We start from the raw sequence: 22,904 nt of genomic DNA on the forward strand, positions 1-22,904 counted from the left end.
AGATGGAGAGATGCCAAGTTATGTTGAGACCTCTGATTTACAATGGTTTGATATTAATTCGCTACCAGATAATATAAATCCACCTGTGAAAGAAGCTATTGCTGGCTGTGTAAATATAATTAAGCTAAGACGAGATAAACTATGATTATAAAATACATATCGTATTCCCTAACAGAAAATCAGCTTTGCCCTCAATACTTAGGAAACCTTGGATATATTATTAATTTTGCGTCATCCGGCTGAGGAAGGCGTTTATGTTTCGCCAAGACTCTTGGTCAGAATGAGAGTCCATGACTCACATTCTGGCTAGCTTAGAGGCTTGTAAGAAACATGCCAACGAAGGAAAGGTAGCAAAATTAATATATTATATCCAAGGTTTTATATATTTAAAAGGCAAAGCATCTGTTTGAAAAGACTGTAAAATATTATTCTGAAACCAGTCTTTTCTCTCCAGTGATCTCTTGAATAGGTTTAATATCCTGGGTTACCTCCAGGACACCTAAATATTCTCCTGTTTCACTACGAACTGCAAAATAGCGAATATAAACAAGCCTTCCTGCCATGTTAATCCAGAAATCTTCATGATCTTTCTTTCCTGATTTAAAATCTTCTACTATTTTCTCTACAATATGAACACTTGCCGGTGGATGGCAGTTGGATACATTTCTCCCAATAACAGACTTTGTTCTTGGAAAAATTCGATCCGCACCTTGTGAGAAATATTTTACCGTATCATCTTTGTCTACAAATGTAATATCTAAAGGAAGTGTATCTAACATACGTATAATTTCTTCTACTTTTAAAACACCTGTAGGGAATGTAATAGCACCCGGTTCGGACTTTTCCTCTTGGATCTCTTTTTCTTCTTTTGATGTAGTTGGATTCCACACTGGTATATTTTTAATCAGATATCCAATCTCACTACTGTCATCTGCTATCTGCTTCCATTCATCTACCGTTAAAGTTTCGAGGAGCATAGGGATTAAGATATTTTCTTCTTTAAATATCATCTCATTTACCCTAAGAATAAGTGCATCTACTTTTTCTCTTAAAGTTTCAACATCATTGGCATATTGTGGTAACTCAAGCTTGACTTCTTTTAGTTGATCCCTGATTTCATCATCCACTCCCCACATAACTTTAGGAGGTGCTGTTATGCCGTATTTCTCCATAAATGGGAAGAAAAGATTTTCTTTTTTAGAATAATGAATATCGATTTTGCCCAATTCATCCAATCCTTCTTTTAATAATTCGATACTTTCTCCACTTTGAGCTGTATCAAGGAGGGGTTTGATTTTCTTTTCAATAATTCTTTCGATCGCTCTATTTTCTCTTTTCAATATATTGGCTGGATGGCCTGGAATCTCCGTTGCATCCGTAGGTTGGTGAATCTCTTGTATAGAGCCTTTAAATACTGCTGCATGGACATCACATAACTTTTGGACTTCTTCCACTGGAAGACCCTGTGCAATTAAAGCCCCTTCCGCTTCCGATATCTCTGTAGCTGAAACTCCATCAAATGCTTCCTCAAACTTTTGTTTTACATCCTCAACACTTTTACCCTCATGTAATTCTTTCAATATGTCTTTAATTACATTCTGTCGATATTCTCTGTTATTAATGTATTCGCTCATTTACATACCTCCATTCAATTTACTCTACGATGGTATAACCTCTTTTTATTAATTCTTGCTTAATTACTTCAATATCTATATTTTTAGCAATGGCTCCTTTGGGGATGGTCATAAATCTGCCGGCAGTTACAAGCATACCCGGTTTTGTTATATCTTTAAATCCTATCTCTGCAAGAATCATGGGGAGATCTTGATCTTTACTGCACAGATCATGCACTGTTTTCTTTAAATCAATCATCTTTGTGCTCATTATATAGATTATCTCCTTTCTATATCGTTTCATTCATTAGATAATAGGGTAACATAATATTTGAAGTTTCCCAATCACTTTTAACGTATGTCGTAATTTTTAAGCAAAACATTATTTTCTAAATGGATATGCTGATGTAAATCATCTTCAATTTCTTCAAGTAATCTATAGGCATTCTGGAATGTTTGGCATGCATCCTCCGGTATCTGGTAATCCTTTGTAACCCTGCGAAGTTCACTAAGAATCTCACCTGCTGCCTCATGTTCATTAATAATTTCTATACTTACTTTTTGAATGCTGTCTTTATTCTCTTCTTCTTTATTAAATGCCGGGAAGAGCATGGTTTCTTCTTTTAAAAGATGTTGCTCCAGATCAGTTTTTAATGTTCCAAATAATTTATAGACATCAAATAGTTCTTTATGATTCACTCCATGAACTCTTAATATTGTAGTAAGCAATTCCAAAGTCTCAGGCAATACCTTTCGTAGATAACTATGATGTTTATCCTCAATATAAGTAGACAATACCGGATGACTCATATTACTAAATTCCTGACTCTTATTTTGATAGCTGCTTACCCTTTCTTCATATATTTGATTTAGTTTCTCATTAATTGCTTTTTCATCAATCCCCTGCAGCTTCACTACGTCCTTTAGTAAACGATGTCCACCACAGCAGAAATCAATGTCAAACTCCTTAAATATTTCACTTGCCTGTGGGAGCTCCGCTACTACACCACCAATTGTTTTTGCATTATCTAAATAATTAATCATATATTCTCCTCCTACATAATGTGCTATTGTTATGTTATGAGTTTACTCATTATGGAGAATCATTTCTGTGATTGTAATCAAAATTAAAAAATTAATTAGTAAAGTTCACCTGCAATTACTTTCAGACTTTCGTCGTCCTTGATTAAAATCGATTTATTATTAAGAGTCTGGATAATTCCATCATTCTCAAGTTGTCCTAATTTACGGCTTACCGTTTCACGGGCTATTCCAAGATAATTGGCCATCCCTTCCCTGCTAAGGGGTAAATGGACCACAGTGCCTTTCTTATCATTACTCCCATATTTATTAGCAAAATCAAGCAGCAGACCACTAATACGCGCATCTACATTCCGTACTCCCATACTCTGCAATGCATTTTCAAGTCTGACCATACGATCTCCTAAATCTTCTATGATTTTTATACCCATGATTGGATATTGCTGAATTAACGATTGAAACTGGCTTTTCATAATCATACAAGTCTTTACTGGCTGAAGTGCTTCAACTGAAAATGTTGCCAATTGGTTTCTTAACAAATTGGTCTCTCCAAAAAAATCACCCTCTGAGAATACATAAAGAATTTGTTCCCGTCCCTCTGGAGTATATTTATAAGCTTTCGAACTTCCTTCATGCATAATTACAACAGACTCTGACTTCTCACCTTCCATAATGATTGTCTCACCTTTTTTATATTCTCTATGAATGATAATGGAAGCGATTTTTTCCAGATCGCTTTCATCTAATGCGTTAAATATTGGTACTTTATGTAAACATAATTGATCACTGCAATGGTTACATCCATGTCCACATTCTATCATTTTTTTCATCTCCTCTGTTATGTATTTATTATAACCTCATTCTATCGGGAACAATCCTAAGTGTCAAATTAAAAATGACGTATGTTACAAGTACCAGATTAAATAACTCATTAATTCAGATACTTATAACCTTACGTCATTAATTATTTCTTATATAATAGTATGATCTGTTACATTTACCGTAATAGCTTTTGGTCTGGTCATGGCATCAATAGAATATTTCACACCCTGGGTTCCCATACCTGAGGCTTTTACTCCTAAAAATGGGAAATGATCCGGTCCTCTTTCCGTTTTATTATTGATCTGTACCGTTCCCACTTCTAATTTCTCTGCAATACTAAATGCTTTATTAATATCATTTGTAAATACTGAAGATTGTAAACCATATTCTGAACGATTGGCTATTTCAATCGCTTCACTGATATTATTTACCCGGATAATTGGCAATATAGGTGAAAATGGCTCTTTCCATGCTATTTCCATTTCGTCTGTAACATAATCAATCAAAGTAGGATAGATTAAGTTATCCTTTCTCTTATTCCCAATAACTATCTTTGCACCTTTATTAATTGCATCGTTAATTAAAGATTCTGCAAAATCAGCCGATTTATTATCAATTAAAGGAGTGATCTGGGCATTTTCTCTTGGATCACCAACCGATAGCTTTTCAATTCTTACCTTTAACATATCAACTAATTGATCTGCAACTTTGTCTGTAGTTATAATTCGTTTTACAGCAGTACATCTTTGCCCTGAATAAGAAAATGCACCATCTACAATATTATTTGCTGCAAATTCTAAATCTGCATCTTCCAATACAATCGCTGCATCTTTTCCACCAAGCTCTAATAATAATGGTGTCATGCTGGAAATCTTTGATATATGCTGACCGATTTCTGTACTGCCAGTAAAGTTTATGAAATCAATTCCTTCATGAGTAACAATATAATCACCAATCTCACTGCCCTTGCCAGTGACCGTTTGTAATACGCCATCTGGAAGTCCTGCATCATTAATAGCTTTCACTAAATGTAATGCACTTACAGCTCCCTGGGTAGCTGGTTTTAATATAACTGTATTCCCGCCGATTAAAGCAGGAGCTATCTTAGAAGCAGATAAATTAATTGGATAATTAAAAGGAGAGATTGCTAAAACAGTTCCAAGAGGTACTCTTTTTACATAAGAAAGCTTATTACGTGATCCTCCTGGGAAATTCTCTCCACTCACTGCTGAACCTTTCATACTTTTTCCTGCATCTGCAGTAAAACGCAAGAAATCTGCAGTTCTTTTTACTTCAGAAATTGAAGATTTCTTATCCTTAGATATTTCCATCATTAAGATATTTGCTATTTCTTCTTCTCTCTCTTCCAATAGTTCTGCTGCTCTATAAAGTATATCTGCTTTTTCAAAAATCGGAACTTCTGACCATGCATCAAAGTTCGCTTTTGAAAACTGAACTATATCATCAACTTCATCTTTCGTAACCGCCTGTACTCCACCGATGAAAGAGCCATCCACAGGAGACGATATTTTAATTAATTTCCCCGATTTTGATGAAACCCACTCACCATGAATTAAATTCTTATATTCTAATTTATCATTACATATTTCCGACATTTGTCATCCATCTCCTTTTTTTCACAATTAACAGTCTTTTGTCTGTTTGCATAATAATAAACGCATAACAATAATATGTCAAGCTAATTTAATGTTATTTATTTAACACTGTCCAAATTATCTGACATTTTAGCCTGTTAATTGCTTCATTATTCACTATAAGAATATGTTAATCTGGCTCCTTTTATTATATAAACTTTTATAGCCAATACTTAAAGACAAAAATGTGGTTAAACAAACTGAAGTACATATAGCTATCATAATTGAGATTTGATAAAGAATTGCAACAGACGGTAAAGTACCTGATAAAATCTGCCCCGTCATCATTCCTGGCAAAGATATGATCCCCATCCCTAACATAGAATTCATAGTCGGTAATAAAGCTGTTTCTAACGCATTATTCACATAGGGAATCAATATTTTTCTTGGAGTCACTCCTAAATTAAGCAAACTGTCAATTTTATCTCTTTGAGTATCGATCGATTCCATAAATGTTTTAATGGCAAGGGTAACACCAGTCATTGAATTTCCGATTATCATCCCAGCAAGTGGAATGGTATATTGTGGATTTAACAGGCTTTCTCCCACAATGATCATGACAAAATAGCTTAAAATAAGTATTCCTGAAATTCCAATGGAAATAGCAATTCCAATCTTAAATTTTGTATTTAACCCCCTGTTTTTTGATAGCACTCTTTGTATTGCGAAAGCTACCATAGCTATAATATAAATAGTTGTAAAGATGGGATGAGGATTCCTAAATATGTATGTTAGAACAAATCCAGCCAGAACCAGTTGAATAGTCATTCGTAAACTGGCAAGTACTAAAAGTCTTGTTTGATTTATTTTTGATTTCTTCATAATGAATAATACTAAAAGCAGTAACAAATATATCAAACTAAATTGAATCAGATTTAATTGAATGATATTATTCAAACTTATACCTCCTTTTTTAGTACGATATGTTCTTCAGCATATCTTTCTACCAGAGTATTATCATGGCTTATAATAATGACAGCGATTTCTCTATGTTTGCAAAAATGGGTGATATTTTCAATAACATTTATTGAATTCATATTATCCAAAGCTGATGTTGGTTCATCTAACATTAATATCTTAGGTTCAAAAGATAAAAAAATGGCTATATATATCCGTTGTCTTTCACCCCCAGACATCAGGGAACAATCTTTGTCCAGAGAAAAAGGAATCTGGCAGATTTCTAAAAATTGTATCATCCTCTCATCCGAAGGACATTCCAGGTTACGATATTCATAAAATTGTCTAAAATTATCTTTAATCGTTCCAGAGAACAGAAAAACCTTTTGACTGACCAGGATAATTTCTTTTCGAAGCTCAATAGAATCAATATTTAATATACTTATACCATTATAATAAATCTCTCCCTTTGATGGACTTAATGTTCCGTTTATAAGTTTTAGTAATGTGCTCTTACCTGAACCACTTTCTCCAGTTATAAATGTAATCTTTTTTTTAGAAATTTCCAGATCCTTATACCTGATAATATCATTAAAATCTAAATCTCTCGTTTTTAAAATAATTTCCATATTCCACCTCTTAAGAAAAATTAGGATAATATATAAATTTCTGTAATCTGACTTTATTATATCATTATTTTTGCATCTTAAAAATTATTATTATCCATACCTATTATTTATTGTCATCATAATTGCTCTCACAAAAGTAAATAATAATATTGACGATAACAAATCGTTATTGATTTAAGACATCTTATTAACTCATTATTTTAAGGAGGTATAAAGATGGCAAGTTATACTGGTGTTGGAGAAGATGTTGTCTTTGATATTGTGAATAAAAAGAAAGGACCAGAAGCAATTAATGTTCAAAAATGCTAATTAAAACCCAACTAAATAGAGAGAGGAGTCATTGATATGAATAAAGTACAATATAACGTATCTGGATTACTAAACAATCAAATTAAGACTCAGGTGAAGAATGCACTAAATGATTTAGATGGCGTTCAAAAGGTTAATGTCGATCTCGGAAGAAGCTCTATTGAAGTAGGATTTAATAATGCAACAAATGAACAAGAAATACGCAGCGGTATAGAACATGTGGGATGTAGAATTTCTTAGTATATTTGCCAATAATTTTTATCACTAACTAAATATCCTATTAGAGATGAAAGAATTGAGTGGTGTAGATCATCACTCAATTCTTTATGAATTTATTTCTAACCTAACCATTTGTATTTAATTCATAATTATGTTATGCATATTACGATTTCTTATACCTTAATATCATTGGTAATATTTTGAACATTATCTTTTCCTAATTTTCAATTTTTACTTTTCTTATGATAAATCCACTCTTAGGTAAAGTCGGCATTCTCATCAAGCTGTATTTTAGATTTTGTGCCGGTACTTTGTAACTTATATTATTTCCTAAATATTTAATACTTTCTTTCATTATCTCAATCGTAACCATTTCTCCTGCGCAACGATGCCCGCTGCTTGGGTCTCCACCACCCTGTGGTACAAAAGTAAACGGATTATTATCCCAATTGCGAAAACGTTCCGGTTCAAATTTGTATGGATCTCTCCATATTTTAGAATCATGATTTATTCCATAAATATCTAATAATACCAGCGTTCTTTTCGAAAAGGCATAATTATTCCAAACAAATCTTCTCTTGACTCTTGCACCCACAAAAGGGGTAAAGGGATATAACCTGCGGACCTCCTGAACAAACATGGTTACATATTCATCATTATTTTTCAGCTTATTTTTACAACAGGGATTTTGGTACATGGCTAATGCACCAAATGTTATATAAGTTGCAATAGCAACTATCGGCCTTATTATATTAATAAGTTCAACAGCAGCAATTTGTGTGCTCAGAAGTTCTCCGTTTACATTACTGTGCCAGGAAATGATATCCGCCGCACTTCCTTTGTAAGGAACCAGACGATAAGTTCTTATCTGATCAATAATATCCCGTATCCAGCTCTCCGTTCTTAATCTGGCACATCTGCCTTGTACATGTCGTATACCAACAGAGCCAAAAGCATCCACCAATTGTGATAGATCTTTTGACCTTTGTTTTATCTCTTCCTTTGGTAATGGGATACCTGCCCATTGGCAGGCAATCTTACACATCATCTCACTTGCTTCATCAAATAAGATGATTCTTTCTTTCCTCTCCCATCTTCGAATCCGATTTTGCCATACTTTTTTCGTGATTTCGTCCAATGTTTCTAAATTCTGCGGAGACATGATAGACATGAACATAACTTTTCTAAGTTTATGTGAGACCCCATCCAGACCCTGAACACCGCATTGGCCAAATAAGGTTTTTTGAATAAATTTAGGAGTTGCACCTTTTCGATAAAATAACTTTTCATCATAGAAGATCTTAGCTGCTTCTTCTCCACTGATACAAATTACTCTTTGCCCAAATAGACGAGTTTGAAATATATTTGTTCCATATCTTTTACATCTGTTTTGAATGAAATTATATCCTTCAAAATATAGCATAGGACTGCTTTCCAGATTGCACAAACATGATAATGGTATACATGAATTCACTTTTATTACCCTCCTATAATATTAAACTAATAATATGTTATAAGTTCAGCCATAAGCTCAATTTCGTGGAACAATAATATTATGTGTTATAGAAGGATTAATATACTTTATTTCGTCTTTACATAATAATCCATGACTGATCTTTTTTCAAAACCGCAGGATTTATATAAATTCAGTGCATTTTCATTCTGGGTTGCTACCTGAAGCATAATTGATTTTGCATTCTTCTCTTTTAATTTATAAATAGACTGTAATAGAATTTCTCGTCCATACCCTTGCCCCCTATACTGAGGCAATACACCAAGACCATAGATACCGCCTGCATTTCCCTGCAGTTCAATATGAACTTTACCGATGATCTTATCTTGAGCCAAGGCCATGTATATTGTAAATCCTCGTTTTTCTTCTTCTTCAGGAAGCAAGATTTCCTCCTCCTTCGATGGCTCATCAGTATATTCGCTGTTCTCTTCATTTATTTCATCACTAAAATAAATGGTATTTTGTCTTGCAATTTCTTTTGCATCACTGTTTGTTGCTTTTCTAAGGACTATATTATCCGTTTTATATTCCTTTCCTTCTCCGATTAAATACATCTCATATTCTGAATGTTCCTGCTTGGCTTTCGTATACTTTATAAATCCTAAACCTGAATCAGAATCATGATCACTTAATAAAAGCATCCTTTTTCTATCTCTATTCATCCATTCTGCTTCCACATAAGAATATAATTTCTTAAAAATACCCTGTCTTCGGTATTGGGGATGAACCATACCGTTTACTTCAATTGTATCACCACCAAAGTCACAAATTCCAAGATAACCGATAAGTTTCTCATTATCGAAATACATAAATTCATTTATGGAATTTATGTTTCCAGACTTTTCACTGCCCAAACTAAGCTTGTATTCTATCTCTAATTTAAGAGTTACATTATCATGTTTACGGCATATCTCAGCCAAACTGTGAATATCATTATAGTCATGCTCATCCAGATATTCTTTTAATCTTACAGATGGACTTTTCATATTATATTCCCCTTCCAAAACCAGCATCAAATTTCTATTGTCTAATATCTACTAATATATAAGACTCAATATTAAAACTTTTGTTATCTGCTGTTCTATCCATATTAAATGCCTTGATCACTAATTTAACAGACGATACTCCATTCTCTTCAATAAAAACAGCTTCTTCCATATCAATCAGACCTTTTGTATCACCAGCATAATTCTCAAATCTCTGAAGTACCTTATCATAAGAAAAACGATTTATTTCTTTTTGGTTTTCGTCCCATAAAGAAAGATAGGAATCTTTACTTGTTACATTTAATTTTAAAGTATATGTTTTGTTTGATTTCTCAAATTTGCTGATTTCTTCTTCTTTTTTATCGTAATTAGATATATATACATAATGAGGGATGAAAAAATCATAGCCAGATATATCTATTGGATCTTCCATATTTAAATTTAAATACACATATTGATTTACTTCCTCTGTTTGTTCGTATTGATTAAAACCAAATGTTTTATAAAAATCACTATAATAATCGTAATCTTTTGGCAACCAGGAAACTTTATCGGTATATTCTATCTGATGAAGATATTCTAATACTTTTATAATTTTTTGCTTATCTTCGCTGGATATATCTTTATTAGGAACAATTTTATTCTCTTGAAGCATATTATTATTGTTTAAAACAGATTCAAATATTTTCAACTGGCTATTCTTGCTTACAGTAAATGCATCAATTGGCGGTACTATGGAAATCATTGAGAACACAATCAATAATGCAGCTATAATGCCATTTTTTCTTACTGGAAAGATACTGAATGCAATTCCTGCAATCGTTGCAAATATACCATACAGTATCACATAATAGCGATTATAAGTAATTCCCATGTCACCAATTTTTATGATAGAAGAAATTGTTTGGAATAGTACAATTGGTATCAGCACTTTTGGAAATATCATTCTAAATACTTCAGCCAGTTTATTTTCCATTCGGCTAACCAAAATATAAATTAATATTACTGTAATAGAGTAAGTTACAATCATTGGTTCCAAAAGATTATCCGACCAGAATTTCCCGCCCATATTTCCCAGGATATAAAAAAGAAGTATAACAGTAAATACTGCCGTGAGTGGTACGATAATATATGAAATAAGTATTTCAAGATATTTAGGACAGCTTGAAGCTATAGCTACATTATTCTTTGTTTTTTCAACTCTGTATTGGGTTTCCCCATCATCCCCGCTGTAATCTATAGTGTATAATGGAATCAAAGATAAAAAATACGTTGGCCCAAAGAATAAGAAAATAATATTTGCAGCATGTGAATAAGAATTATAACCAATCCTGAATAATAGTTGATTAACAGCCATAATGATCAAACTGATTCCCACATAGATAACTCCTGAGAAAAACAAAGATATGAAAAAACCCTTGAAAGCTGCCATGAAACTTTCATTGAGACTAAATTTACTCTTTATCACTGGTATCCAGATAAATCCAATAAAAAGAGCGAAAAGCCCCACTATTGTTTTAATCCATATTTCCGTATTAATATTATCTGCATTGGAGATGACATAAGAATAAATCAAGGCTAAAATAGCCGATATCCCAAATAAACTAATTCTGATTACTTTATTATTAAAAAAACGTTCATAAATCACCTGGCTGACAATACCAAGAAAAGCGCCAACAATCAGACTTAATATATATCTGGAATAGTCATTGGACGAATGAATATCCATTGAATTAATAACTGTAGCAAGAAGAAGAAATATAATTGTCAATGGAAAACGATATATGGCATTTGTCAAACCAAGTAACCTATCTTGAAACGTCATGATCCCTTTCATAAAACACCAACCGCCTTTCTGCTCTGCTTATTTATATAAAAGGAGGACTGTTTATCAGGTCCTCCTTTTATATATGATACCTTATGTTTCTATTAACTGCTTTTTTAATATTATACCATCTGCCAAACAAATGTTCAATCTCAATCATTTAAATTTGAATATTTTCATTCACTGTCTAAACTAAGCTGCCACCCTATTCCGAATTTGTCAACTAAATATCCATAACATTTGCTCCAGAAAGTTTCCTGAAGTTCCATCTCCACTTTTCCGCCTTCTTTTAATTTATTAAATACTGATTCCACTTCAGCCCTATCCTTAGTTACTATTGTAAGGGATATGTTATTTCCCTGAATAAAAGGCATTCCCGGATATGCATCGGCAAACATTACTTTACTGCCGCATATCATAAGAAAAGTATGCATAACCAGATTCTTTGCTTCCTGGTGTATCTCAAAATCAGTCTCCGGATGTGAATCACCATATGTCATAATAGGTTGTTTCTCTGCTCCAAACACATCACTATAAAATTCTACTGCTTCACCACAGTTACCATTAAAATTCAGATAAATTTCTAAGGCCATAGTTTTACTCCTTTGCATTCTTGTATTTTATATAAGTAAGGTTTTACTTTTTCTTCTTTTTTATTCCTGTCGGGATTATTCTGAATCATCCATTAATCTTATGAATAAATACTGCTATTTTCTCATATTCCATAATTTTATCCATTCATATCAATATAAGAAAAGTCTGCCAATTCTTTGCAGATTTTGTGTATATATTAAATTTATATGGATATCCTAATTTAGAAAACATGGGACTTGCAGAGTATTTTCAAGTCCGTGGGCATTTCATCAAGGGAAAAAATTGCATACGTGAAAAAAATAAGAAAGTTGGTGTTTTAAATGCATGAGAATGTGCAGAAAGATATTTTATCTGGTAGAAATAACAGTAGGTTAAACTCAAAGACTCCAATCCACAAAGAAAATACAGCAGCATGGAATGAAACTGACAAAACAATAAAACCGAGTAATGTAAGTATACCTTCACAACCTAATGTAGTTAATGCAAAAGAATGGGTTGATGATGGAAGCAGATTGTAGGAGGGAGATTCAATGGCAAAAATTCAAATGACTGTAGATGGTAATACTGCTGCCGCATATGTAGCATATGCTTATACAGAAGTAGCTGCTATCTACCCAATTACTCCCTCTTCTACCATGGCCGAAGTAGTTGACGAATGGTCAGCAGGAGGAAGAAAAAATATTTTTGGTCAAAATGTCACGGTAACAGAGATGCAATCAGAAGCCGGGGCTGCCGGAGCTTTCCACGGATCCTTACAGGCTGGTGCGCTTACAACTACATTTACTGCATCACAAGGACTGTTACTCATGATCCCTAATATGTATAAAACAGCGGGTGAACTCCTGCCCGGTGTATTCCACGTCAGTGCCCGTGCTTTAGCTGCACAGGCTCTAAGTATCTTTGGAGATCATCAGGATGTAATGGCTGCAAGGCAGACTGGCTGTGCTATGCTGGCAACCAGCTCTGTTCAGGAAGTAATGGATATTGCTCCTGTTGCCCATCTTGCTGCTATCAAAGGAAGATTGCCATTTGTTCATTTCTTTGATGGTTTTCGGACCTCTCATGAAATTCAAAAAATTGAAGCTTTAGAATATGATGATCTTGCAAAGCTGGTAGATTATAATGCATTGCAAGAATTTAGAGACCGTGCACTTTCCCCAAATCATCCGGTCATACGTGGTACTGCACAAAATCCGGACATTTATTTTCAGGCGAGAGAAGCAAGTAATCCTTTTTATGATAACATAGTGGATATTGTTGAAGATTATATGAATAAGCTAAGTACCCTCACGGGAAGGAATTATGGACTATTTGATTATTATGGGGCAAAAGAGCCGGAATATATTATAATTGCCATGGGCTCTGTCTGTCAGACAATAGAAGAAACTATTGATTATCACAATGCAAATGGTGAAAAATACGGACTTATAAATGTTCACTTATTCAGACCGTTCTCTGTAAAACATTTCTTAGAAAAGATTCCAACCTCAGTAAAAGCAATTGCCGTACTGGACAGGACCAAAGAACCCGGTGCTGTTGGAGAACCATTATATCTTGACGTTAGAAATTGCTATTATGAACAGGAGCATGCTCCACTTATTGTTGGCGGCAGATATGGCCTGGGCTCAAAAGATACAACACCCGCAGATATTACCAGCGTATATGATAATCTAAAACAGGATAATCCAAAGAACCATTTTACGATTGGAATTACTGATGATGTGACTTTTACGTCTCTGGAAAAATCAGAAATCCCTAATACGATCCCTAAAGGAACTATTTCCTGTAAATTCTGGGGACTTGGATCTGATGGTACCGTAGGTGCAAATAAACAAGCAATTAAAATAATTGGAGATCATACAAAAATGTATGCCCAAGCTTATTTTGCATATGATTCAAAAAAATCAGGTGGTTTGACTCTATCTCATTTAAGATTTGGAGAATCCCCAATTAAATCCACATATTTCGTAAAAGAAGCTGATTATATCGCATGCCATAACCAGTCCTACGTGGCAATCTATCCTATGTTAGATGATTTAAAAACAGGTGGTACTTTTGTCTTAAACTGTAAATGGGATGAACAAGAATTAGAAGAAAAACTTCCTGCTGATTTAAAACAAAAATTGGCAAGCAAAAATGCTGATTTTTATATTATAAATGCTATCAAGATCGCAGAAGAAATTGGTTTAGGGAATCGTATTAATATGATAATGCAAGGTGCTTTCTTTAAACTGGTCAATATTTTTCCTGAGAATGAATTCTTAAAACATCTCAATGAGACAATTGCCAAGACCTATGGTAAAAAGGGTGAAAATATTATTAAAATGAATCAGGATGCAGTTGCCAAAGGAGTAAGTGCATTAAAGAAGATAACCATACCAGAGGATTGGAAAACCTGCAAAGATACGAATACGGACGAGATACAAGAGCCAGAATTTGTGTGTAAGATTATGCGGCCAATTGAAGCCCAGCAAGGCGATTGCCTACCTGTTAGTGTATTTCAAGGCAGGGAAGACGGTACTTTTCCTTCAGGTACAACAGCTTATGAAAAGAGAGGTATTGCTGTAAATGTACCGGAATGGATCGTGGAGCGATGCATTCAATGTAATCAATGTTCCTATGTATGCCCTCATGCAGTTATCAGACCATTCCTGCTAAATGAAGAAGAAAAGTCAAAAGCTCCAGACACCTTTGTGACAAAAAAAGCCGTTGGTAAAGGATTAGAAGGCTTTGAATATAAAATCCAAATCAGTCCTATGGATTGTACGGGATGTGGTAATTGTGCGGATATCTGTCCTGCCAAAGGGAAAGCTTTAATTATGCAGAAAATTGAAACCCAACTTGATCCTCAGGTAGAAAATTGGAAGTTTGCTATCTCTGAAATTGGATATAAACCGGAATTAGCCGTAGGTAATTCAGTAAAAGAAAGTCAATTTAAACAACCTCTTATGGAATTCTCCGGGGCATGTGCAGGTTGTGGTGAAACTCCATATATTAAACTGATCACTCAAATGTTTGGTGAGCGTATGATGATTGCCAATGCAACAGGCTGCTCCTCTATTTGGGCAGCATCTGCACCTGGTACCGCATACACGACTAATTATGAAGATAAAGGTCCTTCCTGGGCAAACTCATTGTTTGAAGATAATGCAGAGTTTGGATTTGGCATGTATCTTGGAGTAAAACAGATACGTAACAAGCTAAAAGACCTTATGGAGGAATTACTTGAATGCAATGTGGATCCGGATTTAAAAGAATTGGTGGATGACTGGATTCATTATAAAGATGATGGTGATGTTTCAAAAAGAATCAGTTACAAATTATTAGATGCTCTTAATGAATATGAATCTGCCAATGAAGAAACGACCAGAATCATAAATGAGATTAAATTAAAGAAAGATTATCTTGTAAAACGTTCCCATTGGATCGTTGGCGGTGACGGCTGGGCATATGATATTGGCTATGGTGGCTTAGATCAGGTTATGTCATCTGGAGAAGATATCAATGTATTAGTATTTGATACAGAGATTTATTCCAATACAGGCGGTCAGGCATCAAAATCTACTCCTACGGCTGCTATGGCTAAATTTGCAGCTTCCGGTAAAAAGCAAGGTAAAAAAGATCTTGGCCGTATGATGATGACTTATGGAAATGTATATGTTGCACAAGTTGGTATTGGCGCAAATATGAATCAGTTTGTCAAAGCCGTCCTTGAAGCAGAAAGTTATAAAGGTCCATCCATTATTATTGCTTATTCTCCATGTATTAGCCATGGTATTAAAAAGGGTATGGGAAAGAGTATCGCAAATATCGATGAGGCAGTAAAAGCCGGATATTGGCATCTATATCGATATAACCCGGCACTTAAGAAAGAAGGCAAGAATCCATTTATCCTGGATTCGAAGGAACCTACCGAAAGCTTCAGAGATTTTATAATGGGTCAGGTACGTTATTCAGCCTTAACATTACAGTTCCCGGAAGAAGCAGAAGAATTATTCCAAAAAGCAGAGGAAAATGCAAAAGAACGTTATGCCATATATAAGCAATTAAATGAATCTACACTGTAACAGGCCGAAATAAGTTAAAAAACAACTCCTATATTGAAATTTGATCAATCAAGTTTCAATATGGGAGTTTTGTATGGACTATTTATTGCCTGGATGAAATTCTCCATCTTCTTTGTTATAAATATATATTTCTCCAGTCTCAATGATATAATGCCATCCGCTGAGCATCAATTCATTCTTCCTGACCTTTTCTTTAATATAAGGAAAGGTCATAAGATGCTTCAGTTGTTCGACAACATTGAACTGTTCCATCATCCACCCTTTCGCTTCCAGCTCTTCCCCTTTAAATTCTCTTATGATATAATCCCTTACAGGATGAATTAATTCAAGCCATTTCTTAGTATGTGGCAGTTCATTTAACTCTTCTGAAGGATTAATACAGGCTGCACAGCCGCCACAGTTGGAATGTCCGCAAACAATTATATTTTCTACTCCCAGCATTAATACTGCATATTCAATTGCAGATGTAGTTGCAACATATTCTTTCGTTTCTCTGTAAGGAGGCACTATATTAGCAATATTGCGTATTATAAATAATTCACCTGGCAATGTTTTAGTAATCATATTAGGATCCACTCTGGAATCAGAACAACATATAAATAAGGTATGGGGATTTTGACCTTTCTCTAATCCTTTAAATAATTCCTGATGAGCTTCAAAATCTTCTCTGCGAAATTTCATGATTCCTTCTATAAGTTTTTGCATGGATAACCTCCTAGTGTGTATTATATCTATAATAGCTAATAAAGACGCAATTCGTCAATAAATTTATAATTTCGAACAATAAATTGACAATTTTTTTAATATATGCTAGATTATGGTTATATTTAGCAGACTTTTTTACGATTGGAGCAGAATAATGATTCTTCAACACAATCTTTCAGCTATGGCTGCACAAAAGCAATTAAATATAAATTCTAACCAGAAATCAAAACTTGGTGAAAAATTATCTACCGGCTATAAGATTAATCGGGCTGCTGATAATTCTGCCGGACTCACCATCTCTGAGAAAATGCGCGCTCAAATACGTGGACTTAATACTGCAAGTGAGAACGTACAGGATGGTATTTCATTGATCCAGACTGCTGATGGTGCCATGAGTGAAATACATAGCATGCTCCAGCGTATCCGTGAAATATCGATTCAGGCATATAACGGAACCAACGCGACCAAAGATAAAGAAGCAATTCAGGATGAGATTAATAATCTTATCTCTGAGATAGATAAATTAGCAACAACCACAGAATTTAATACTCAAAAAATTCTTCAGGGGATTGCCGGACAGATAGAATTATATGTTGGAGATGAGATGCCCTCCTGGTTGTCCATGCCAACTAAATTAGAAGTTAATAATCCTCTTGTTGGTTCAGCAACCTTTCAAAACACAGACCATGAATTAGTTACTTCTAATGGGATTGAATCTGTCTGGACACCTACATTATCAGATAATGCCAGTGCTGTTATAGATTTCAGTAATATTGGAATCCCCAGCGCTGTTGACAATTTGAACTCCTTGATTGGAAAAGGATTCTATTCCACCTGTAGTACTTGTTCTGATCAATACAGTATATGCTTTTCCACAACTAATTTCGTACCGGATAATATTTATGGATATCCTACCGTCATAAATATTAATGACTTAATCCAGGCTGCTACTAATAATACAATGACTAATGATGAACTAGCGGAAGAATTAGTGTCACGGATATCTAATATTGCAAATTCGAGGTATTCCCATTTTACTGAATATACCCCAAATAGTACTAACCCAAAACAACTTGTTATTTACGATTGGCGGGATGGAAGGGCCCCTTCTTATTCTGCATACGGGCAGATCATTAACCATTTAACATATCAAAAGTCACAATCTGATATCATCCTTCAGGTGGGAGCGAATTCTAATGATAGTTTGGAAATCGTATTGCCAAAAATAACATTACAAAATCTACGCCTGCAATATGGTTATAATAGTTATTATGGTGTTGTAGATTCCACCCAGACAATAACTACTTATCCAGATGCTGAATTTGGATATGATTCAAATGGAGAATATACAATTATTAATCTGGGAGACCCACACACAGAGACCATTACTACTGCCTCCAATGGTTCCCTTGATGATATTGATTATGCAATTAATTACATAAGTAGAGAACGTAGCCGCATGGGTTCATATCAAAACAGATTGGAGCATATCAATTCTAATTTGTTAAATACCTCTGAAAATTTACAATCATCTGAGAGCCGTATTCGAGATGCTGATATTGCAGAACTTATGGTGTTATTTATGAAACATGACTTAATTATGAAAAGCGGAGATTCCATATTGGCTCAGGCAAACCAACAGCCAGAATTCGTATTAAGATTATTAGAGTAGTATTTTCATTTTAATTGCATAGATATAAATAAGGACTTACATAATTCAGGCATCCATCATTAGGATCTGGAAATAAGTCTGAAAATTTTTAATTTATATTTGTGCCGAATAAACTGAAATAATTTAATTTTTCTGGCTTGGAGGGGAATTATGGATAATAATGATTTTCATACATTTAGCGAGTCAATGAAAAAAGACGGGAATGTCCTGACTGCATCTATGGAAGATTATCTTGAGATGATATATCGCTTGTCTTTAAATACAGGTTTTACCAGAATTCATGAACTTTCCGCTGCTCTTAATATTCAACCACCCTCCGCGACCAAAATGGTTCAGAAGATGAATGAGTTAGGGCTGATAAAATATGAAAAATATGGTTATATTATGTTGGAGGAAAATGGACGTGTCTTAGGCAAATCTCTGTTAAAAAGGCATGAAACAATTGAGACCCTGTTAAGATTATTAGGAGTTCCGGAAGATGTCATATTATTAGAAACTGAAAAAATGGAACATACCATTAGTTCTGATACTATTTGCTGTTTTGATGATTATATTGATTTTGTCAATATGAATCCTGATATCACGGAGCGTTTTAAAGATCATCAAAGCCATAATATTACCAGTTGATTACAATATTCCTGCTTAAAAATTGGTAGTGTACTAAAAAAGACTGGTGAAAATATATTTTCACCAGTCTTTTTTAGTATGTTATTGGATTAATATACCTACCTGAGGTAATTGCTGCAACCGGGTAAGTATTCCCTGATGGCATCTCTGGAATTCAGCTGTTAAATCTTTTCCGGCTTTTAACCCAAAATGATTTCCCTGTCTCCAGACTATTTTAGAACTAAGATCATATACGATTCCATTTACTGCAACATATGGCGGATTACCATTCTCTCCATTATACATTGCCAATTCTTCTACAGTAAATGTTCTTGGTACTGATGTGTCGGTATCTGGTTCTGTCATCTGAGGTGCTGTTATATCCTCATTGGTAGTATTGCCGCCTACATTATCAGAATCCACACTGTTAATCATTGGATTGCGGGAATTAACTTTTAATCCTTGTTCTTCCCGAAGATAATCCATCCATAATTTCTCTCTATTTAACAAATTTGTATAATACTCTTTTTGTTCTGGATTCATACTTCTTTGTACCATATTTTGATAATATAAAATATTCCGATATACTGATGACAATAGAAAATCTTGCTTTCGTTTTCTCATATTTTACCAGCTTTATAAATAATCTTAGTAATTATATGCTTAAAATAATGGGTTTATACTTATTAAACATCATATCCTATTGCATTTTTCGGACATACATTTACACATTTGCCACATTGGATGCAATCCGGATGACTCAGTATATCTCCTTTATAATCATACGGTACCAGACCCAAAGGACATTTCTTTTCACATATTTTACAAGAAACGCAGCTTGGGGATACTCGTAATACCCTCTTGCTCTTTCGTAATCGGGCTACATAGGAAGCCATTGTCCCCATAGGACAGAAATGGCACCACGTTCTTTGGTTATAGAAAAATGATAAGCCCACTCCTATAATCGTAGTTAATACTATCATGCGATAGAATACCATCCCTATTCCATATAAATTTCCCCAATTTGCCTTAATTCCAGCCCCAAATATAATCATCATTATAATTATTACCATTACACGGAATAATTTTGACTTTAATATGTTAGGAACTTTTTTTGTATTACTGAATTTTGAAACAATATTGTCATAAAAGTTTCCTCTGGGACATAGATTTCCGCACCAATACCTTCCTTTAAAGAATGAAACTAATATGGGAGCAACCATACAAATAATTGCCATTACTCCAATTCTTAAATCCAAAAGCCCTGATATTAGAAACATCAGCAGAATAAAATACCCATACCTTTTGTAAAAATTAAATAAATATTTCACTTCTTTGCCTCCATTTAACGTAATATATTCCTAATTCTAATACATAGAAAAATGAAGTTCTGTAACCACATCACATAAATGTAAGCATATTTTTTATATTCCTTTTTATTTAATTCTCAGGAAACGTCTTACAACTCCAACCATAGGTTTATATAAGATTCCTTCCATCTCTTTGGCAACCTTTTTCAGTTCCTCTCTTATGGCAATATGCTGAGGGCAATGTAATTCACATTTCCCACATTCTTTGCACATGGAAGCATTGGCCGGTTGTACTGACAAAGTTCCTAAAGTCTGCATATATTTCCAACGCATCATTCTATCATTTAATAAATATTTATCATTATAACAGGAGAAGCATCCTGGAATATTTACACCATAAGGACATGGCATACAATAGCCGCATGCCGTACATGGTACTTTTGTTTTTTCTAACATTACCTGTTTTACTTTATCAAACACTTTAAGTTCTTCCTGGTTTAATGAATTGGCATAAGCATCACCGGCAATTCTAATATTCTCTGCCACTTGTTCTTCATCACTCATTCCAGATAAAACAACATTTACTTCTTTATGATTCCATATCCAGCGAAGTGCCCACTCTACAGGCGTCAAGTCAGGATTGCAATCATGAAAAGTTGTTTTTACTTCCTCAGGAAGATTATTCACTAACTTTCCTCCCCGAAGTGGTTCCATAACAATTACTGGTATTCCTAAAGATGCAGCCAATTGTAAGCCGGATTTCGTTGCCTGATTATTTTCATCCAGATAATTATATTGTATCTGGCAAAAATCCCATGGATAAGCTTTTACAATATCTTCAAAATCCCTTTTCCCTCCGTGAAAAGAAAATCCTATGTTTTTAATCATACCTTCCCTTTTTAATTCTTCCATCCATTCTAATACACCAATGGAAACCATACGGTCAAACATATTTTTATCCGTTAACATATGTAATAAATAATAATCAATATAATTTGTTTGTAATCGCTCTAATTGAGTTTGAAAAATCTTTTTTCCCTGGTCCAGCTTTTTGACCATATATGGAGGTAACTTTGTTGCGATCTTAACTCTTTCTCTATAACCGCCTAATAATGCCTTCCCCACTAAAGTCTCACTTCCAGGATATATATAGGCAGTATCAAAATAATTCACACCTTTTTCTATAGAATCATGGATTAAAGAAATCGCTCTGGGTTCATCGATACTGCCCCCTTTTGTAGGAAAACGCATACAACCAAAACCTAAAATAGAAAGTTCTTCTTCATTTTTTTGATTTATTCTGGTTAACATAGGATATCCCTCCTAAATTTATTGTTTTATCAAGGATTCACATAGTCTGTCTACACTTTCCCTTGTCGTAGCCCAGGACGTTACAATACGGATCACACTATGATCTTCATCCACTTTTTCGGGAAGAGAAAAGACAAAATTCTTCGATAATTCTTCTAATAAGTCATTTGGCAGAATTGGAAAAAGCTGATTGGTGCAAGGTTCAGTGAAAAAAGAATAGCCACCCTCTTTTATCCCCTCTGCAATCCTTTCTGCCATAGAATTAGCATGGGACCCCAATTCAAAATATAGGTTATCCTGGAATAAAGCTTCAAACTGAATTCCAGCTACAAATCCTTTTGCCATCATGGCTCCTCTTTGTTTCATAAGAAACCGAAAATCTTTTTTTAATTCTTCTCTGCAGATTACCAGTGCCTCCCCCAGAAGTGCCCCATTCTTGGTACCGCCAATATAGAATGCATCTACCAGATCAGGGATATCTGATATGTTTAAATCATTGGTCCTGCAAGTGAGGGCTGAAGCTAAACGAGCACCGTCCATAAAAAGTATTAAGTCATTTTTCCTGCAAATATCATGGATTTGGCTCAATTCTTTTTTTGAATATATAGTCCCTGTTTCTGTAGAATTTGATATATATACCAGCTTAGGCTGTACCATATGTTCATCTGTATGAATATCAAGAGCTTTTTGTATGATATCCGGGGTCAGTTTTCCGTCAGAACATGCCATTGCTACGACTTTGTGTCCTGTAGCTTCAATGGCACCTGTTTCATGAACATTAATGTGACCGGTGTCCGCTGTAATCACACATTGATGTGGCCTTAAGAAAGAGGATATGACCAGTAGATTCGTCTGAGTTCCACCAGGGATAAAGTGTATATCTGCATCTTCTTTCTTTATTGACTTTTTGATATATTCTTTTGCTTTATTACTGTGTTCATCTTCTCCATATCCAACATTCTGTTCAAGATTTGATTTCATTAATAATTCAAGAATACGTGGATGAGCACCTTCACTATAATCGTTTCTGAAACTATACATCTTCTGCCTCCATTTTTATTTCTAAAATTGTTTTATTGCCATACCATAAACATAAAGCGTTTATGGTCTCGTAGGAAATTTTATCCTTG

Annotated in this window: 22 protein-coding genes; 6 read left to right on the top strand and 16 right to left on the bottom strand. The window is 34.3% G+C overall.

Annotated elements, in window-relative coordinates:
• Window positions 1-10: 10 nt before the first annotated feature.
• On the top strand, window positions 11-145 hold the full coding sequence (locus EDD66_RS18825; RefSeq protein ID WP_279232884.1) for a hypothetical protein: 135 nt from the start codon (window positions 11-13) through the stop codon (window positions 143-145).
• 280 nt (window positions 146-425) lie between these two features.
• Here the strand turns inward: EDD66_RS18825 and EDD66_RS12395 are convergent, their stop codons facing one another.
• From EDD66_RS12395 to EDD66_RS12425, 7 genes are all read right to left on the bottom strand, one after another.
• Window positions 426-1,634, bottom strand: coding sequence for a DUF438 domain-containing protein (locus EDD66_RS12395; RefSeq protein ID WP_123609908.1), 1,209 nt, complete (start codon window positions 1,632-1,634; stop codon window positions 426-428).
• Window positions 1,635-1,653: 19 nt separating this feature from the next.
• Complete coding sequence (locus tag EDD66_RS12400) at window positions 1,654-1,884, bottom strand: DUF1858 domain-containing protein (protein ID WP_123609909.1); 231 nt, start codon at window positions 1,882-1,884, stop codon at window positions 1,654-1,656.
• A gap of 80 nt (window positions 1,885-1,964) precedes the next feature.
• Window positions 1,965-2,657, bottom strand: coding sequence for an iron-sulfur cluster repair di-iron protein (gene ric, locus EDD66_RS12405; RefSeq protein WP_123609910.1), 693 nt, complete (start codon window positions 2,655-2,657; stop codon window positions 1,965-1,967).
• A 95-nt stretch (window positions 2,658-2,752) separates the two neighbouring features.
• A complete protein-coding gene (locus EDD66_RS12410) occupies window positions 2,753-3,475 on the bottom strand; it encodes a Crp/Fnr family transcriptional regulator (protein WP_123609911.1) in 723 nt (240 codons plus the stop codon).
• 150 nt (window positions 3,476-3,625) lie between these two features.
• Entirely contained in the window at window positions 3,626-5,092 is a 1,467-nt protein-coding gene (locus tag EDD66_RS12415; protein ID WP_123609912.1) for an NADP-dependent glyceraldehyde-3-phosphate dehydrogenase, read from the bottom strand.
• Window positions 5,093-5,248: 156 nt separating this feature from the next.
• Entirely contained in the window at window positions 5,249-6,028 is a 780-nt protein-coding gene (locus EDD66_RS12420; protein ID WP_123609913.1) for an ABC transporter permease, read from the bottom strand.
• Window positions 6,029-6,030: 2 nt separating this feature from the next.
• Entirely contained in the window at window positions 6,031-6,657 is a 627-nt protein-coding gene (locus EDD66_RS12425; protein ID WP_123609914.1) for an ABC transporter ATP-binding protein, read from the bottom strand.
• Window positions 6,658-7,002: 345 nt separating this feature from the next.
• Between EDD66_RS12425 and EDD66_RS12435 the strand changes: the two genes are divergently transcribed.
• The gene (locus EDD66_RS12435) at window positions 7,003-7,206 is read left to right on the top strand and encodes a heavy-metal-associated domain-containing protein (RefSeq protein ID WP_123609916.1); all 204 of its coding nucleotides are present in this window, start codon (window positions 7,003-7,005) and stop codon (window positions 7,204-7,206) included.
• 196 nt (window positions 7,207-7,402) lie between these two features.
• On the opposite strand, the gene EDD66_RS12440 is transcribed toward EDD66_RS12435, so the two are convergent.
• The 4 genes from EDD66_RS12440 to EDD66_RS12455 all read right to left on the bottom strand — a co-directional run bounded on the left by EDD66_RS12440 (window position 7,403) and on the right by EDD66_RS12455 (window position 12,102).
• Entirely contained in the window at window positions 7,403-8,659 is a 1,257-nt protein-coding gene (locus tag EDD66_RS12440; protein WP_330511164.1) for a cytochrome P450, read from the bottom strand.
• Window positions 8,660-8,766: 107 nt separating this feature from the next.
• Window positions 8,767-9,684 (bottom strand): GNAT family N-acetyltransferase, encoded by a 918-nt coding sequence (locus tag EDD66_RS12445; RefSeq protein ID WP_243115351.1) that lies wholly within the window; start codon window positions 9,682-9,684, stop codon window positions 8,767-8,769.
• A 34-nt stretch (window positions 9,685-9,718) separates the two neighbouring features.
• Window positions 9,719-11,521 (bottom strand): DUF4153 domain-containing protein, encoded by a 1,803-nt coding sequence (locus EDD66_RS12450; protein WP_123609918.1) that lies wholly within the window; start codon window positions 11,519-11,521, stop codon window positions 9,719-9,721.
• Window positions 11,522-11,685: 164 nt separating this feature from the next.
• Window positions 11,686-12,102 carry a VOC family protein gene (locus EDD66_RS12455; RefSeq protein WP_123609919.1) on the bottom strand — a complete coding sequence of 139 codons (417 nt, stop codon included), beginning with the start codon at window positions 12,100-12,102 and terminating at the stop codon, window positions 11,686-11,688.
• 321 nt (window positions 12,103-12,423) lie between these two features.
• Here EDD66_RS12455 and EDD66_RS12460 point away from each other — a divergent pair, with 321 nt between their 5' ends.
• Together EDD66_RS12460 and nifJ are read left to right on the top strand one after the other, a co-directional pair.
• Complete coding sequence (locus EDD66_RS12460; RefSeq protein ID WP_123609920.1) at window positions 12,424-12,621, top strand: CDIF630_02480 family spore surface protein; 198 nt, start codon at window positions 12,424-12,426, stop codon at window positions 12,619-12,621.
• A 12-nt stretch (window positions 12,622-12,633) separates the two neighbouring features.
• The gene (gene nifJ / locus EDD66_RS12465; protein WP_123609921.1) at window positions 12,634-16,170 is read left to right on the top strand and encodes a pyruvate:ferredoxin (flavodoxin) oxidoreductase; all 3,537 of its coding nucleotides are present in this window, start codon (window positions 12,634-12,636) and stop codon (window positions 16,168-16,170) included.
• Between the two features lie 78 nt (window positions 16,171-16,248).
• On the opposite strand, the gene EDD66_RS12470 is transcribed toward nifJ, so the two are convergent.
• Window positions 16,249-16,875, bottom strand: coding sequence for a carbonic anhydrase (locus EDD66_RS12470; protein WP_123609922.1), 627 nt, complete (start codon window positions 16,873-16,875; stop codon window positions 16,249-16,251).
• Between the two features lie 154 nt (window positions 16,876-17,029).
• On the opposite strand from EDD66_RS12470, the gene EDD66_RS12475 reads away from it, so the two are divergent.
• Complete coding sequence (locus EDD66_RS12475; RefSeq protein WP_170164345.1) at window positions 17,030-18,547, top strand: flagellin N-terminal helical domain-containing protein; 1,518 nt, start codon at window positions 17,030-17,032, stop codon at window positions 18,545-18,547.
• Between the two features lie 150 nt (window positions 18,548-18,697).
• Window positions 18,698-19,174, top strand: coding sequence for a metal-dependent transcriptional regulator (locus EDD66_RS12480; protein WP_123609924.1), 477 nt, complete (start codon window positions 18,698-18,700; stop codon window positions 19,172-19,174).
• 81 nt (window positions 19,175-19,255) lie between these two features.
• Here the strand turns inward: EDD66_RS12480 and EDD66_RS12485 are convergent, their stop codons facing one another.
• The 4 genes from EDD66_RS12485 to EDD66_RS12500 all read right to left on the bottom strand — a co-directional run bounded on the left by EDD66_RS12485 (window position 19,256) and on the right by EDD66_RS12500 (window position 22,815).
• Complete coding sequence (locus EDD66_RS12485; protein WP_243115352.1) at window positions 19,256-19,777, bottom strand: cytochrome b5 domain-containing protein; 522 nt, start codon at window positions 19,775-19,777, stop codon at window positions 19,256-19,258.
• Between the two features lie 62 nt (window positions 19,778-19,839).
• Complete coding sequence (locus EDD66_RS12490) at window positions 19,840-20,484, bottom strand: 4Fe-4S binding protein (RefSeq protein ID WP_330511170.1); 645 nt, start codon at window positions 20,482-20,484, stop codon at window positions 19,840-19,842.
• Window positions 20,485-20,589: 105 nt separating this feature from the next.
• The gene (locus EDD66_RS12495) at window positions 20,590-21,774 is read right to left on the bottom strand and encodes an aldo/keto reductase (RefSeq protein ID WP_123609925.1); all 1,185 of its coding nucleotides are present in this window, start codon (window positions 21,772-21,774) and stop codon (window positions 20,590-20,592) included.
• An 18-nt stretch (window positions 21,775-21,792) separates the two neighbouring features.
• Entirely contained in the window at window positions 21,793-22,815 is a 1,023-nt protein-coding gene (locus EDD66_RS12500; protein WP_123609926.1) for a threonine aldolase family protein, read from the bottom strand.
• Between the last annotated feature and the right edge of the window lie 89 nt (window positions 22,816-22,904).

It is taken from the genome of Mobilisporobacter senegalensis (genome assembly GCF_003752155.1).
In the GTDB taxonomy this organism is placed as follows: Bacteria; Bacillota; Clostridia; order Lachnospirales; family Lachnospiraceae; genus Mobilisporobacter; species Mobilisporobacter senegalensis.